Source organism: Amycolatopsis sp. WAC 01376, from assembly GCF_003947415.1.
Taxonomy (GTDB): domain Bacteria; phylum Actinomycetota; class Actinomycetes; order Mycobacteriales; family Pseudonocardiaceae; genus Amycolatopsis.
Genome location: NZ_QHKL01000003.1, coordinates 387,162 through 401,299 on the forward strand (window position 1 = coordinate 387,162; position 14,138 = coordinate 401,299).

The following is a 14,138-nucleotide window of genomic DNA, read 5'->3' on the forward strand; positions in this document are numbered from 1 at the left end:
TCAGCCGAACCGGATCGCCGCGAAGAAGTCTTCGACGGCGCGCAGGTCGGCGGGATAGGGCGTGCCGACCCGGCCGTCGAGCACCGACACGGTCGCGTGCTCGTCGTCGGTCCAGGCGTAGCGCGTGGTCGTGCCGAGCACCGTGCACACCAGCGTCCCCTTGTGCCCGTCGCGCGACCAGGACTGCTTGGCGGGCAGGTCAGCGGGGCATTTACCGGCGGTGAGACCGGCGGGGTCCGTTCCGGCGCCGGTGCGCAGGTAGGCGGTGGCCGCGTCGGCGTCGTCGAGGGCGGCGATCCGGAGCTCGCCGGTCTCCCCGCCGGTCTGGCAGACGACCTGCGCGCGGACGCCCTCGTCGGCCGCCGTCACCGGCGAGCAGGTGAGCCCGGCCGGGGTGCTGCGGCCGATCCGGTCGGCGGCGGGCACGCCCGGCGACACCAGGAAGACCGCCGCGAGCACGATCGCGATCACGAGTGCGGCACCGGCCACCAGGCCTGCCACCAAACCGGTCCGGCGGCGGCGAGGCTGCTCGACGACGACACCGGCGGGTGGCGCGTCGGCACGGATGGCCCGGATGCGGTCACGTACTTCACGCACCGTGGGACGGTCACGGGAATCCTTGGCCAGCAAGGACTTCAGCAGACCGTTGACCGCCGCGGTGCGCGGATCGCCGACCACGAGCTGGGGGATCGGGGCCCTGTCGTGCGCCACGATCACCTCGGGCTGGCTGCCGTTGTAAGGCAGCTCGCCGGTCAGGGTCACCCACAGCAGACAGCCCACCGCGTAGACGTCCGAAGCGGCGGTGGCGGGTTCGCCGCGAAGACGTTCGGGCGCCATGTAGCCGACGGTGCCGATCACGCCGCTGGTCTCCGCGCCGCGGTCGATCTCCGCCGACCGCGCGATGCCGAAGTCGCACAGGTAGGCGAAATCCTCGTCGTGATGCGCGGCACGCGGCCGCAGCAGGACGTTGGCGGCCTTGACGTCCCGGTGCACGACGCCGATGGCGTGCGCGTCGCCGAGCGCGGAGACCACCTGGTCCACCACCGCCAGCGCCCGGTCCGGGTCCATCGGCCCGGCTTCGAGCACCTTGGCCAGATCGGGCCCGTCGACCAGCTGCATCGCCAGGTACAGACAGCCGTCCACCTCGCCGTGGTCGTGAACCGCGACGACATGCGGTGAATCGAGCCTGGCCAGCGCCGCCGCCTCACGGCCGAAACGCTCGCGGTACACCGGGTCTTCGGCGTAGTGGGGCGGCAGGACCTTCAGCGCCACCGGCCGCCGCATGCGGTGCTGCCACGCGCGATAGACCACGCCCATCCCGCCGCGGCCGAGGATGCCGTCGATCCGGAATCCCCCGAAGTCTTCACCGACGCGCGGCGTCATGCCGTTCCCCCTGTCACGCGAGCCACTCTAACCCGGCCGATCACCCGCGAGTTGCCGATCGTGCACCCGGCGCCAGATCAGCAGGGAGAGCACCGCGCCGCACAGGCAGAGGAACATGTCCCACTGCGTGTCCCAGACGTCTCCCTGGGTGCCGAGGAAATCGTCCGCACCCGAACCGGCGACGAGCGCGCTGAACCACTCCACGAACTCGAAACCGGCGGCGATCGTCACGCAGACGCAGACGGTCAGGAACGCGACCCAGGCACCGGGCCGCAGCGGGGTCCGGCGCAGCAGCACTTCGCGGACGGCGATCGCCGGGACGAAACCCTGGACGACGTGGGCGAACCGGTCGTAGTTGTTCCGCTGGGTGCCCATCAGCCCCTGCACCCATTCCCCGGCGGGGGTTTCCGCGTAGGTGTACTGGCCGCCGTAACACAGCACGATCGCGTGCAGCGCCAACAGCCAGACCAGCAAGCGGGTCAAGGGAAAGCGTTTGCGCAGCGCCACCACCAGCGGCAGCCCGATCAGCACCCAGACGACTTCCATCAGCCAGGTGCCGAGGGACCTGGCCTGGATCCCGGTCACCACGAGCACCGCGAGGACCACGCCGGCCAGCAGGAATCCTTCGGCCCGGCCGACTCCGCGCACCATGCGGAAAACCCTACAGCGGCGTGCGGATCACCGCCGGTTCGTGAGTGACGGGACGGCACGTGTAGCGAAGGGGACTTTCACCGCATGAGATGCGGTGAAAGTCCCCTTGACCCCGCTACGGGGAGCGCCGAGTTCAGTTCAGCTTGCGCATGTCGGCGGGCAGGCCGCCGCCGGCGTAGACGTCCTCGGTGAGCTTCGCCAGCGCGGTGAGCGCGACGTTCTGACTGAACGGCCCGTAGGACACCCGGGAGACGCCGAGCTTCTGCGCGGTGGCCAGCGGGATCGACCCCGGGACGCCGATCAGGTTCACCTTGCGCTCGCCCAGCGCCTCGACCAGCTTGGCGACCTGGGTTTCGTCGAGTTTGCCGGGCACGAAGACGTTCGACGCGCCGGCGTCCAGGTACGCGCGGCCCCGGGTGATCGCGTCGGCCAGCACCTCTTCGGGGTCACGGTCGCCTGCCCGGAGGAAGGCGTCGGTGCGGGCGTTGAGCACGAAGTCGATACCGGCGGACTGGGCGGCGGCGACCGCGGCCTCGACGGCTTTGACGGACTCGTCCAGCGGTTTCATCTGGTCTTCGAGGTTGCAGCCGACGGCGCCGACCTCGATCGCGCGGGCGACCGTGCCGCCCGGGTCGCCGTAGCCCGCTTCCAGGTCGGCGGTGACCGGCAGGTCACCCGCCGACCGGACGATCAGGGCGACCTCGGCGATCATCTCGTCGCGGGGGATCACCTCGCCGTCGGGGTAGCCGCGGGCGGAGGCGATGCCGTGGCTGGGGGTGGCGAGCGCCTGCGTGCCGGGCGTTTCGGCGACGACCTTCGCGGTGATCGCGTCCCAGACGTTGACGACGAGCAGCAGTTCGGGGGCGGCGTGCAAGTCCTGCAGCCGGGTGGCCTTTTCGGCGGGGGAAACCATGCCTCCAATCTAGAGGCCGACGCAAGGAGGGGAGCACTCGCGACGCCGCGGTGAGCGCGCCGAGCCCGCTCGCCTGGGTCCGCCAGTCGTCTGCCGCCGGGCGTAGTCACGGTATACCGGGGAATTCGTCGCGGCGGCCAGGTCGGCGAGAAACCGCATGAAGATGCCCTTGAACTGCTCTGCCGGGACCGTACCGTCCACATCGGACACGTGCGGCCGGAGCAGGCGGCCGATGTGCAGCCGGTCGGAACCGGGAACGTGTCCTGCCGCGCGGCGGTCACCGGTTTCCCTGCTGGTAAGGGAATCGCCGTCAGAATCAGGCAAAGGACGAAATGGCGCAGCGATGACATCGTTGTCCGCCCTCGGGATCACCGGTCAGTCTCAGAACAGGATTCCTGTTACGCCCCGGGACAAAGCCGCGACTGGTAGGGATATCGCGTTTCGAGGGAGGTCCCGTGGAGCTGACGATCAACGCCGCCGGCGACGAACAAGCGCTGAAAGAGTTCTACAACTGGCTCCGTGATGATGCCGACGTGACGCGGTCCGCGACGATCAGCACCGCGGAATCCGGCGACACGGGCGCTTTCGAGGCCATCCGCATGTCGACCGGCTCCCTGACCGGGCTGGCGAACCTGGGGATCGCTTGGGGCAACTTTCTGCGCTCCCGCAAGGAAACGCCCCCGTTCACCATCACGGTCGAGGGTGAGCCGACCGCCGAACAGCGCGCCATGCTCCGGAACCTGGACCTGCCACGGGTCGTGAGTGGCGATTCGGGTTACTGAGAGGTAAGGCAAAGGTGGCGACACGGCCGCTGGGTGGTCGTGAGTGTTTCGGGTCGTTAGAACGACACATAACACTCACGACCACCCAGCGGCCCCCGGTCCTCGGACACTCCGCCCGACAAGACACGTTCGACCTTCGGTTCAATAGAACACGAATCGCCACTCACGACCACCTGCACCGACCATGCCACGTTTGCCTTACCCCGCCCACTTCGCCGAAACTCGCGACCTCAAGCGCCGCTTCCCAGCCACCGCAACGTTTCCAGCGCCACCGCCACGTTCACCGCGTTCTCCGCCAACGGACGGGGGAGCAGTTCGTCGGCCCGCGCCAGCCGTCGGACGACGGTGTTGCGATGGGTGTAGAGCCGTTCCGCGGTCCGTGTCGTGTTGCCCAGTTCGTGCACGTAGGTCCGGACGGTTTCCCGGGTTTCGGCGTCGGCGTGCCGGAGTTCGCCGAGGGTGTCGGCGATGAATTCGCTTGCCTGCGCCGGGTCGCCGGTGAGCAGGGCGAGCAGCTGGATGTCCTGGTACCGCGCGATCTGCTGCGGTGAGGTGAGCCTGGCGAGCATCCGCTGGGTGGCGGCGGCGTCCAGATGGCTGCGGCGGAAGCCGTCGATCCCGCTGCCTGGCCGCCCCAGCGCCACCCGGACGTCGGGATGGGGCGCGAGGTCTTCGGCGAGCCGGTCCGCGCGCGGCGGGGTCCGGCCGGGCAGCCAGACCCACAGGGCGGCGGCACTGGCGACGACGGTCAGCCGGTGTGAAGCGCCGCTGGCCCGCATGAGGGTTTCGGCGGCGCTTTCGAGTTGCTGGGACGACGGCGTGGCCGAGCCGCTCCAGACGATCGCGGCCGTATGCGGGCCGGCGAGCGGATAGCCGAGCTGGGCTTCGGCCCGCGAGCGGCTGATGGGCGCGCCTTCCAGCAGGAGGGTGACCGTGGCCCGCCGTTCGGCGTGGGCGCCGCGGGTCAGTTCCGAGCGTTCGGCGGCCATCCGGTCGGACACCGCGGCGACGGTGTCCTCGATGAACGTGGTGATCGACAGCGACGAGACGTCCAGCAGTTCGCGCAGCAGCACCGGGTCGGACGTGAGGTCGAAGCAGATCTCGATCCACCGGCGCCAGGCCACCCCCTGCGCCCGCCGGTAGGCGTCGAGGCCGCCGGAGTCGAAGCCGCGGCGCACCATGTCGCGGGCGCCGTCGAGCACTTCCTGGTTCAGGTTGGCGGACACCCGCATCCCGGGGCGCTGCACGTTCGCGGCCGCCCAGTGCAGCAGATTCGCCAAATTCGCGCGTTTGGTGCCCTCGGTGAGGACGGGGTCCTCGGCGACCGCGCGCATACTGCCCCCGCCGAGCGAGGCCTCGTGCAGTTCCTCGATCCACTCGGCGCGCGGATGCAGCACGATCTCGGCGCCACGCCGGAAGAGATCGCGTGCCTCGGGGGACAGGGTCGGCCACGGCGATGCGGCACTTTGCACCATCCGTACATCATGATGGTGCAGATAGTGCTAGCGCAATTCCCCGCCTGACCCGCATCGTGGAGACAACCGAGACGAGGCTGGAGTACCGCATGACGACGAGCACACCCGTCGAGCACCTCGACGTGGTCATCATCGGTGCCGGGATTTCCGGGATCGGGGCCGCGCGCTACCTGAAGACCGAGAACCCGGGCAAGACGTTCGCCATCCTGGAGGCCCGCGGCACGTCCGGCGGCACCTGGGACCTGTTCCGCTACCCCGGCATCCGGTCGGACTCCGACCTGCACACCTTCGGCTACGAGTTCAAGCCGTGGCGGGACAAGCAGTCCATCGCCGACGCGCCCCGGATCCTGTCGTACCTGCGTGAGACGGTCTCCGAGAACGGCCTCGAGTCCAGCATCCGCTACCACCACAAGCTGCTCTCGGCGGCCTGGTCGAGCGACGAGGCCCGCTGGCTGCTCGAGATCGAGCGCACCGACACCGGCGAGCGCACCCGGCTCAGCGCGGGCTGGATGTTCAACGCGGGCGGCTACTACCGCTACGACGAGGGCTTCACCCCGCGTTTCGAGGGCCGGGACCGGTTCGCCGGCACGATCGTGCACCCGCAGCATTGGCCGGAAGACCTCGACTACGCGGGCAAACGCGTCGTCGTGATCGGCAGCGGCGCCACCGCGGTCACCCTGATCCCGGCGATGGCGGGGACCGCGGCGCACGTGACGATGCTGCAGCGCACCCCGACCTACGTCATGCCGGTGCCGCGCGAGGACAAGATCGCCAACGGCCTGCGCAAGATCCTCGGCGACGAGCGGGCGTACGCGCTCACCCGCCGCAAGAACATCCGCAAGGGACTCGCGGTCTGGCAGTTCTGCCAGAAGTTCCCGAAGACCGCCCGCGGGCTCATCCGGTACGTCAACAAGAAGCAGCTTCCCAAGGACTATCCGGTCGACGAGCACTTCAACCCGCCGTACGACCCGTGGGACCAGCGGCTGTGCGCCGTCCCCGGCGGCGACCTGTTCGCCGCCATCCGGAAGGGGCAGGCCGACGTCGTCACCGACAAGATCGCGACCTTCACCGAAAAGGGGATCCTGCTCGAATCCGGGCGTGAGCTGGAAGCGGACATCATCGTCACCGCCACCGGCCTGAACCTCCAGGTGTTCGGCGGGGCGAAGCTCAGCGTCGACGGCGAACCGGTGATCCTGCCGGAAACCGTCGCGTACAAGGGAATGATGCTTTCGGACGTGCCGAACGCCGCGTTCGCGATCGGCTACACGAACTCGTCGTGGACGCTCAAGATAGGCCTGCTGTGCGAGCACTTCTGCCGCCTGCTGGCGCATATGGACGCCCACGGCTACGACGTCTGCCGTCCTGTCGTCGCCGACCCGGACATGCCGAAGAAGCCGTTCCTGGACTTCGCCGCCGGATACGTCCAGCGCGCGCTCGACCAGCTCCCGCGCCAAGGCGACCGCATGCCATGGCTGACCTCGATGAGCTACCACTCGGACATCAAGCTGCTGCGCGCGGACGACATCACCGATCCCGAGCTGCACTTCTCCCACGCCAACGTCCGGGAAGCGGTGAGCTCGTGACCGACAGCTTCGCCGACCTGCCCGGCGGCCCGAAGATCTGTTACCGCGAAGACGGCCCGGCCGACGGTGTGCCGCTGGTGCTGATCGCCGGTCTCGGTCTCGATCTCACGTCGTGGCCGCGGCCGATGATCGAGGGGTTCACCCGCCGCGGTTTCCGCGTCATCCGGTTCGACAACCGCGACGCGGGCTGCTCGGATCGCATCAAGGCACCGAATCCCGGCAAGCTCCGGCAACTGCTGGCCCGCCCGTTGCCCGGCGCGTACGACCTGGGGGACATGGCGGCGGACACCGTCGGCCTGCTGGACCACCTGGGCGTCGAGCAGGCGCATCTGGCCGGCATGTCGATGGGCGGCATGATCGCCCAGACCGTCGCCGCCCGGAACCCCGGCCGGGTCCGGTCGCTGACGTCGATCTTCTCCACCACCGGGCACCGCCGCGTCGGGCAGCCGGCGCGGTCGACGTTGCTGCGCATGGCGAGGCGGCCCGCACGGACGGCCGAGGAGTCGGTGACCGGGCATCTGGCGATGATGGGCCACCTCGGTTCGGCCACGTTCCCGCTGGACAAGGACGTCGAAACGGCTTGGGCCACCGCTCTCTGGGAACGGGCGGGCGGACGGCGCGCCCGCAGCGGCATCGCCCGCCAGATCGGCGCGATCCAGGCCAGCGGCGATCGCACCGCCGAACTCGGCCGCATCACCTGCCCGACGGTCGTGGTCCACGGGGACACCGACCGCATGGTCCACCACAGCGGCGGACGGGCGACGGCCAAGGCCATCGGCGGAGCCCGTTACGTCGAGATCCCCGGCATGGGCCACCACATCGCCCCGGGCCTCGTCGAGAGGCTCGTCGAGCTCACCGCCGAACTGGCCCTCGACCCGGCAGGAGAAACGCGATGAGCAGCGTTCGCGGCAAGGTCGCCGTCGTCACCGGCGCCGGTTCCGGCATCGGCCGTCAGCTGGCCCTCGAACTCGCGCGGCGCGGTGCCCGGCTCGCACTGTCCGATGTGGACGAAACCGGGCTGGCCGAGACCGTCGCCGAGGTCAAGGCCCTTGGCGCGGAGGTGCAGGGCGCCGCGCTGGACGTCAGCGACCGGGCGGCCGTCCTGGAGTACGCGGCCACCGTCGCCGGGCAGTTCGGTGTGGTGCACCAGATCTACAACAACGCGGGGATCGCGGGCGGCGGGCAGACCGTCCTCGACGCCGATTGGGAACTGTACGACCGCACGCTCGCGGTCAACCTCTTCGGCGTCATCAACGGCACCAAGGCCTTCCTGCCGCATCTGATCGACTCCGGTGACGGCCAGGTCGTCAACGTCTCCAGCCTCAACGGTTTCATGGCCCAGCCGACGTTGAGTGCCTATTGCGCCAGCAAGTTCGGCGTCCGCGGTTTCACCGAGGCACTGCGCACCGAGATGATCGCGGGCAGGCATCCGGTGCGGGTGACGGTCGTCCACCCGGGCGGGGTCAAGACCGGCATCGCCTCGGCGGCATTGAAGGAGGCCCAGGCCCGCGGCATCGAACCCACCGCCGAACAGCGGGAACGTGTCCGCCTGTACAACGAAAAGCTGCTGAAGATGCCGGCCGACCAGGCCGCCCGCATCATCATCGACGGGGTCGAGGCCGGGAAATCGCGTGTACTCGTCGGAAACGACGCGAAACTGGTCGACCGGCTCGTCCGGCTGCTCCCGCGCCGGTACCCGAAGCTGATCGTCGAGTTCGAACGACGGCGCCTCGCCCGCTAGGCGTCGACGCTCCGGTGCCCGAGCAAGCCGAGCAGCCAGGTGTAGCGGACGGCTTCGCGTGCCTGGCCGTAAGCCTCTTCGGTGCCGATCCAGATGGCCTGCGTGATCAGTTCGATGGTGGCGGCGACCACCGTCCGTGCGGTGAACGGTGGCGGCGCCGGCAGCGTGGGATCGGTGGCGCGCAGCCATTTCGCCGTCCGGTCGAAGACGGCTTCCCCGGCGCGCAAGGTGTTCTCCCGTACTTCGAGTCCCGCGTCGCCGAGCGCGTAGATCTCCAGCAGGACGGCGCGGACGGCGGTGGGCCGCCGGTGCACGTAGTCGACGAGGAAGTCGCAGCAGGCGGTGACGGCGTCCAGCGGAGTCGCGGCCTGTGCGCCCGCGGCGACGCCTTGGGTGATGAACTCGCCGGTGATGTCGCGATAGGCGGCGAGGAACGCGTCCTGTTTGCCGGCGAACTGTTCGTAGAACGAGGTCCGTGACACGCGCGCGGTGGCGGTGATGTGGCCGACGGTGGTGGCGACGTAGCCGCGTTCACCGGTGTTCTCGAGTACCGCGTCGATCAGCCGGGCCCGCTGGGTTCCGGCGACCTCGTCACGGCTGAGATTGTGCGGCCCCTTCGGCAGCTTGCGGTGCTCGGTCACGTGCCGCACGGTACCGGTCCCGGTGGTTGGACCAGTGGTCCGTGAGGGCCTCCTTCCCTACTGTCAGGGTAGGGAAGGAGGCCCTCACGGACTTCCGTGGTCAGCCGACCGGAACCTCCGGGGCGAGGGAGTTGCCGGGTGCGATCTTTCCGCAGGTGGACGGCGCGGGCTTGCCCGCGAACCGGTCGTTGAGCCAGCCGATGGCCTGCGGCGCCCAGGCGACGGCCGCCCCGACGTGGCTCAAGGTGTTGTACTGGTCGTACTTGATCGACTTGTTGCCGGTGTCGCAGTACTGGCGCGCGAGCGACCGCACGTCACCGGCGACCATCACCCCGTCGCCGGTCCCGATCCCCGGCGGGTTGCCGAAAGTGCCTTCCACGACACCGTTGTTGCCCTGCGCGATGTAGCCGGGCACGGTGGGCGTCGGCGCGGAGCCGAGGTTGATCTTGTTCACGGCCTCGACGTACGGCAGCACCTTGTTCGGGTTGACGTACTCGGGTTTGACGAACTTCTCCCACGTCAGCCCGGGATAACGGCCGAGCGCGTCGGCGATCGACGCCTTTTCCATGTCCTTGAGCACCTGAAGGCCGTAGGAATTCGCGTACGGCTTGAGATCGATACCGAAGGACCGCGAGACGCCGATGAGTGCCATCGGAATGACGCCGGTCCACGCGACGCTTCCGTTGACGTACTTGAGGTTGTGCGACGGTTTGACGAGCACGCCGCCTTCGGTGAAACCGACGAGATTCTTGTTGACCTCGGGGGCGTAATCCGGCGCGAGAGCGGCGGCCCAGCCGGTCGCGATGGCACCACCCGAATAGCCGATGAGACCGAACCGGGTCTTGTCGTTCATTCCCGTTTCCGGTGCCCGTGTCGCGGCGCGGACCGAATCCAGGGTGTTCGTCCCGTATTCCGGCCCGGCGGCGAAGTTCGCCTTCTGGCCTTCGGTGTCGGGAATGACGACGTTGTAGCCCAGCAGCAACGCCGGTGCGATGAAGAGCGACTCCGCGTTGGCGATCAGGCCGCCGAACGAGACATCACCCGCGATCGCCCTCGACGGGCCGTGCTCGGGATTGAGCGAATCGTAGAACGATTGGTACGAAACGGCTTTCGTGCTGTCGCCGGTGAGGCTGCGCAGCACCGAAGTGACGTTGGCGGACGGCTTTCCCTGCGCGTCGGTGGTCCGGTAGAGCAGCTGGGTCACCTTGAGCGGCGTGGAAATGCCGAGGACGTGGTAATTGAGCGTCCGCGTCTTCAAGACTGTTCCGGGACTGTACGAAGACAGCGGTTCGCTGCCGTCGTAGCTGTAGAACGGATCGGTCGCGGTGGCGGCGGAGGCGGCGGGCGCGGCGGCGAAAGTGACGATGAGGGCGATCGCGACGGCCAGCAGACGAGCGGGCTTTCGGGTCATGACTCCCCTTTGAATCATGAAGTGGATCACGTTTTGGATGCTCGGAACCTACCAGCCGGTAACCGATGGTGTACAGGGTCGTACATCATTTATCGACGCGTTCTTGACATTTCTTCTTCCGCGGCCGTTCCGGTTTGGACGGAGCACGGCTCCGACAGGGTGCGCGTTGTGATCCAGCACAAAAGCGGCAGCGCCGTCAGCGGCAGCAGCGCCGTCTGGAGGGAGGTGTGGTCCGCGACGGTGCCGATGACGGGGCTCGCGAGACCGCCGATGCTGACCGTCAGGCCGAGGGTGACACCGCTGGCGGTGCCGACGCGGCCGGGGAGGTAGTCCTGGGCGAGCGTGATCTGCAGGGAGAACGGGATGTACAGGCACACCGCGGCCAGCAGGACGAACGGGAAGAACGCCGGGCCCGGCACGAACACGACGCCCGCGACCGCGCCGATGGTGGCCAGATATGACCGGCGCACCACGGTGACGCGACCCCGGCGTCCGGCCAGCCTGCTGCCCAGCAGGGTGCCCGCGGCGCCGCCGAGGTAGAGCAGGAACAGCGCGGCACTGCCCGTCGTCGTGCCGCCGCCGACCCGCTGCTGGGCGTAGAGCGAGACGAACGTGCTCAGCCCGACGAACACGATCGAACGGAAGACCACCGCCACCGACAACCTGACGAAGGACCTCCAGTCGTCGACGCCCGCGGCGTCCGCCGACGAGCCGCGGAAGCGGGCACTTCCGGCGAGCGCGCGCAGGACGGGCAGGCAGAGCACGGCGCCCGCCAGTGCGGGTACGACGAGCAGCGGCGACATCCGGAGTCCGCCGAGGGACATGACCGCGGCGACGAGCACGGGCGCCGCGGCGAACCCGATGTTCCCGCCGAGGGAGAACCAGCCCATGGCCGTATGCCCGCCGCCGCCGGCGATTCTCGCGACCCGCGCTGCCTCGGGGTGGTAGGCGGCCACGCCGATTCCCGACACCGCGACGAAAACGAGCGTCAGCGCGTACGAACCGAACAGCCCGCCGAGGCCGATGCCGAGCCCGCCGAGGAGGGTGGCCGCCGGCAGCAGCCACGGCATCGCCCATCGGTCGGTCAGCGCGCCGAACACCGGCTGCGCCACCGACGACAGCAGCGACGCGGCGAGCACGATGCCCGACACCGCCGCGTATCCGTAGGTGCGCTCGGCGGCGAAGAACGGCACCAGCGCGGCGACCGAACCCTGATACACGTCCACGCACGCGTGCCCGGCCGAGAGCAGGACGATCGCTTTGTTCTTCGACATCCCGCCATGTTCGTCGCGGCCACGGCTGTCGCGCTTCCGATAAAATGACAGACGATGACGGAAATCCGCCACTTGCCCGCGGCGCCGACCCAGGTCCGGTCGCTGGCCTCCGGCACGACGGTCGACGCGCATCGGCATGACGATCACCAAGTCGTCTACGCCGCCCGTGGCGTACTGGCCATCACCACCGACAGGGGTTCCTGGGTCGCGCCCGCCACCAGGGCCATCTGGGTGCCAGCCGGGACCGTGCACGCCCATCAGGCGCACGGCGACCTCGAACTCCGGCTGGTCGGCCTGCCCGCCACGGTGAACCCGTTGCGGCTGGCAGAACCGAGCGTGCTCGCCGTCGGCCCGCTCCTGCGTGAACTGATCTGCGCGTACACCGACCCGCCGCACGACGACACCCCGGAACGCCGGCGGCTGCGAGCGGTCCTGCTCGACCGGCTTCGCGCCTCGCCGCAGCAACCCCTGCACTTGCCGACGCCCGAAGATCCCCGGCTGCGTGCCCTGTGCGAGATCCTCAGCGCCGATCCGGCCGACAACCGGACCCTGGCCGCTCTCGGCGCCCGCGTCGGGGCGAGCGACCGCACCCTGGCCCGGCTCTTCAAAGCCGACCTCGGCATGACGTTCCCGCAATGGCGCACGCAGCTGCGGCTCTACCGCGCCTTGGTCCTCCTGGCCGAGAACACCCAGGTGACCGCGGTGGCGCACGCTTGCGGGTGGTCGTCCACCAGTGCGTTCATCGACGTCTTCCGCCGCGCCTTCGGGCATACGCCGGGCACGCACTACGACGCGCGCCGGTCCGGCGGGTCGTGAGTGGCGTTTCGGGTTCTAACCCGAAACGCCACTCACGACCAACCCGACCCCCCACGTTCCGATGCCCTTGCCACCCACGCCCCCCAATGAAAACGGGGCCGGTCCACAGTGGACCGGCCCCGCTTCGTCGTTCGCTTCTTACGCCTCGCTACGGCGACGGCGCACCAGCAGCACCATCAGCACACCCGCGCCGAGGAGCGCGCCGCCGATCACCAGCGGCATGGTCGCGGAAGCACCGGTGTTGGCCAGCTCGTCGCCGCCACCCGACTCGGCGCCACCGGGGGTGGTGGGGGCCGGGGTTTCGGTGACGGGCGCGCCACCCTGCTTCCAGCTCGCGGTCGCGTTCGCGACGACCGAGGTCTTCTCGGACTCCGCCACGATCAGGGACTGGGCGGGCACCTTGGCGTAGTTCTCGCCCACGAACAGGCGGCCGGTGTCGAGGTGGCCGCTGACCTTCAGCGTGAAGGAGCCGTTGCCGTCCTTGGCGTCCTTGGGGACGTCGACGTAGACCTTGGTGCCGTCCTTGATGGCGGCCGCCTTGATCTCCTTGCCGTCGGCGTCGGTGACCTTGACGCCCTCGGGCAGCTTGCTGGTCAGCTCGGTGATGTCGCCGGTGGTGGCCACGCTGAACGGGCCGATCCTGGAGCCGGTCGCGCCGGAGGCCTTGGCCGGGCCGATGTCGAGGGTCGGCTTCGGCTGCTGGCCGATGCCGACGTTGTCCTTGCCGACGAGGTAGTCGTAGACGGCCAGCACGTCGGCGGACTCTTCGGCGCCCTCGTGCGGCAGCGGCTTCTTGCGGTCGAGGTTCTTGCCGTCACTGAAGTGCCAGACGGCGGCCTGCGTCGCGGTGACGGCCTCTTCGACGGACAGGCCGCCGTTCAGCTTGACGTCCTTGCCGAGCGCGCCCTCGAGCTTCTTCACGGCGACCGCCGGGTAGCCGTGGTGCAGCACCCAGTTGATCTTCGCGTTGTTCTTGTTGAACGGCGAAGCGGCGTCCGGGTACTTGTTCCAGGGGCGTTCGATCATGTCCTGGTCGGTGCGCATGCCGACCTCGACCTGCACGCAGTACATCTTGAGCTTGCTGCCGTCGGAGAGCTTCAGCCCGAACAGCTTCGTGACGTACTTCTGCCCGCCCTCGAAGCTGACGCTGAAACCGTCGGTGCCGCTGCCTTCGACGACCCGGCCGCGAGCCGCGCCGTCGTCCGCGAGGGCGGCCGGGGCCGCCATCGTCAGCGCGACGGCCGCGTTGACCACCGCGATCCCGCCGCGAACCAGAACTGACCTGCCGTGCATGTGTCTCCCATCCGAATACGGACCACGAATGCCAGTGCCGAATGCGACCACAGGCCCCGACCGCAACGGCTCGCCCAGATGGGGGGTTACTAATCCCATCGAGCGAGAGCGGAGCATACAGAGGTCATACATGTGGCTACTCAGGGGTATGGCTCATGTCCGAATTGCCCCGATA

At 69.1% G+C, this 14,138-nt stretch carries 13 protein-coding genes; 5 read left to right on the forward strand and 8 right to left on the reverse strand.

Annotation, left to right across the window (positions count from 1 at the left end):
• The 3 genes from DMH03_RS18560 to DMH03_RS18570 all read right to left on the reverse strand — a co-directional run bounded on the left by DMH03_RS18560 (position 1) and on the right by DMH03_RS18570 (position 2,947).
• A complete protein-coding gene (locus tag DMH03_RS18560) occupies positions 1-1,383 on the reverse strand; it encodes a serine/threonine-protein kinase (RefSeq protein WP_125793281.1) in 1,383 nt (460 codons plus the stop codon).
• Positions 1,384-1,410: 27 nt separating this feature from the next.
• Positions 1,411-2,034, reverse strand: coding sequence for a DUF2238 domain-containing protein (locus DMH03_RS18565; protein ID WP_125793282.1), 624 nt, complete (start codon positions 2,032-2,034; stop codon positions 1,411-1,413).
• 133 nt (positions 2,035-2,167) lie between these two features.
• Positions 2,168-2,947 (reverse strand): isocitrate lyase/phosphoenolpyruvate mutase family protein, encoded by a 780-nt coding sequence (locus DMH03_RS18570; protein ID WP_125793283.1) that lies wholly within the window; start codon positions 2,945-2,947, stop codon positions 2,168-2,170.
• Positions 2,948-3,402: 455 nt separating this feature from the next.
• Between DMH03_RS18570 and DMH03_RS18575 the strand changes: the two genes are divergently transcribed.
• Positions 3,403-3,729, forward strand: coding sequence for a hypothetical protein (locus DMH03_RS18575; RefSeq protein WP_125793284.1), 327 nt, complete (start codon positions 3,403-3,405; stop codon positions 3,727-3,729).
• Positions 3,730-3,959: 230 nt separating this feature from the next.
• On the opposite strand, the gene DMH03_RS18580 is transcribed toward DMH03_RS18575, so the two are convergent.
• The gene (locus tag DMH03_RS18580) at positions 3,960-5,204 is read right to left on the reverse strand and encodes a CdaR family transcriptional regulator (protein ID WP_125793285.1); all 1,245 of its coding nucleotides are present in this window, start codon (positions 5,202-5,204) and stop codon (positions 3,960-3,962) included.
• An 89-nt stretch (positions 5,205-5,293) separates the two neighbouring features.
• Between DMH03_RS18580 and DMH03_RS18585 the strand changes: the two genes are divergently transcribed.
• From DMH03_RS18585 to DMH03_RS18595, 3 genes are read left to right on the forward strand one after another with little or no spacing between them, the layout of a single operon-like run.
• Entirely contained in the window at positions 5,294-6,787 is a 1,494-nt protein-coding gene (locus DMH03_RS18585) for an NAD(P)/FAD-dependent oxidoreductase (RefSeq protein ID WP_125793286.1), read from the forward strand.
• The gene (locus DMH03_RS18590; RefSeq protein ID WP_125793287.1) at positions 6,784-7,683 is read left to right on the forward strand and encodes an alpha/beta fold hydrolase; all 900 of its coding nucleotides are present in this window, start codon (positions 6,784-6,786) and stop codon (positions 7,681-7,683) included. Before DMH03_RS18585 ends, DMH03_RS18590 begins: the two co-directional genes overlap by 4 nt.
• Entirely contained in the window at positions 7,680-8,528 is an 849-nt protein-coding gene (locus DMH03_RS18595) for an SDR family oxidoreductase (RefSeq protein ID WP_125793288.1), read from the forward strand. Before DMH03_RS18590 ends, DMH03_RS18595 begins: the two co-directional genes overlap by 4 nt.
• Here the strand turns inward: DMH03_RS18595 and DMH03_RS18600 are convergent.
• The 3 genes from DMH03_RS18600 to DMH03_RS18610 all read right to left on the reverse strand — a co-directional run bounded on the left by DMH03_RS18600 (position 8,525) and on the right by DMH03_RS18610 (position 11,854).
• Complete coding sequence (locus tag DMH03_RS18600) at positions 8,525-9,169, reverse strand: TetR/AcrR family transcriptional regulator (protein WP_233611552.1); 645 nt, start codon at positions 9,167-9,169, stop codon at positions 8,525-8,527. The genes DMH03_RS18595 and DMH03_RS18600 overlap by 4 nt on opposite strands.
• A 100-nt stretch (positions 9,170-9,269) precedes the next feature.
• Positions 9,270-10,580: a lipase family protein gene (locus tag DMH03_RS18605; RefSeq protein WP_125793290.1), complete on the reverse strand. Its 1,311-nt coding sequence runs from the start codon at positions 10,578-10,580 to the stop codon at positions 9,270-9,272.
• A gap of 89 nt (positions 10,581-10,669) precedes the next feature.
• Positions 10,670-11,854: an MFS transporter gene (locus DMH03_RS18610; protein WP_125793291.1), complete on the reverse strand. Its 1,185-nt coding sequence runs from the start codon at positions 11,852-11,854 to the stop codon at positions 10,670-10,672.
• Positions 11,855-11,908: 54 nt separating this feature from the next.
• Between DMH03_RS18610 and DMH03_RS18615 the strand changes: the two genes are divergently transcribed.
• A complete protein-coding gene (locus tag DMH03_RS18615; RefSeq protein ID WP_125793292.1) occupies positions 11,909-12,670 on the forward strand; it encodes a helix-turn-helix transcriptional regulator in 762 nt (253 codons plus the stop codon).
• A 138-nt stretch (positions 12,671-12,808) separates the two neighbouring features.
• Here DMH03_RS18615 and DMH03_RS18620 read toward each other — a convergent pair whose 3' ends face one another.
• Entirely contained in the window at positions 12,809-13,963 is a 1,155-nt protein-coding gene (locus DMH03_RS18620) for a thioester domain-containing protein (protein ID WP_125793293.1), read from the reverse strand.
• Between the last annotated feature and the right edge of the window lie 175 nt (positions 13,964-14,138).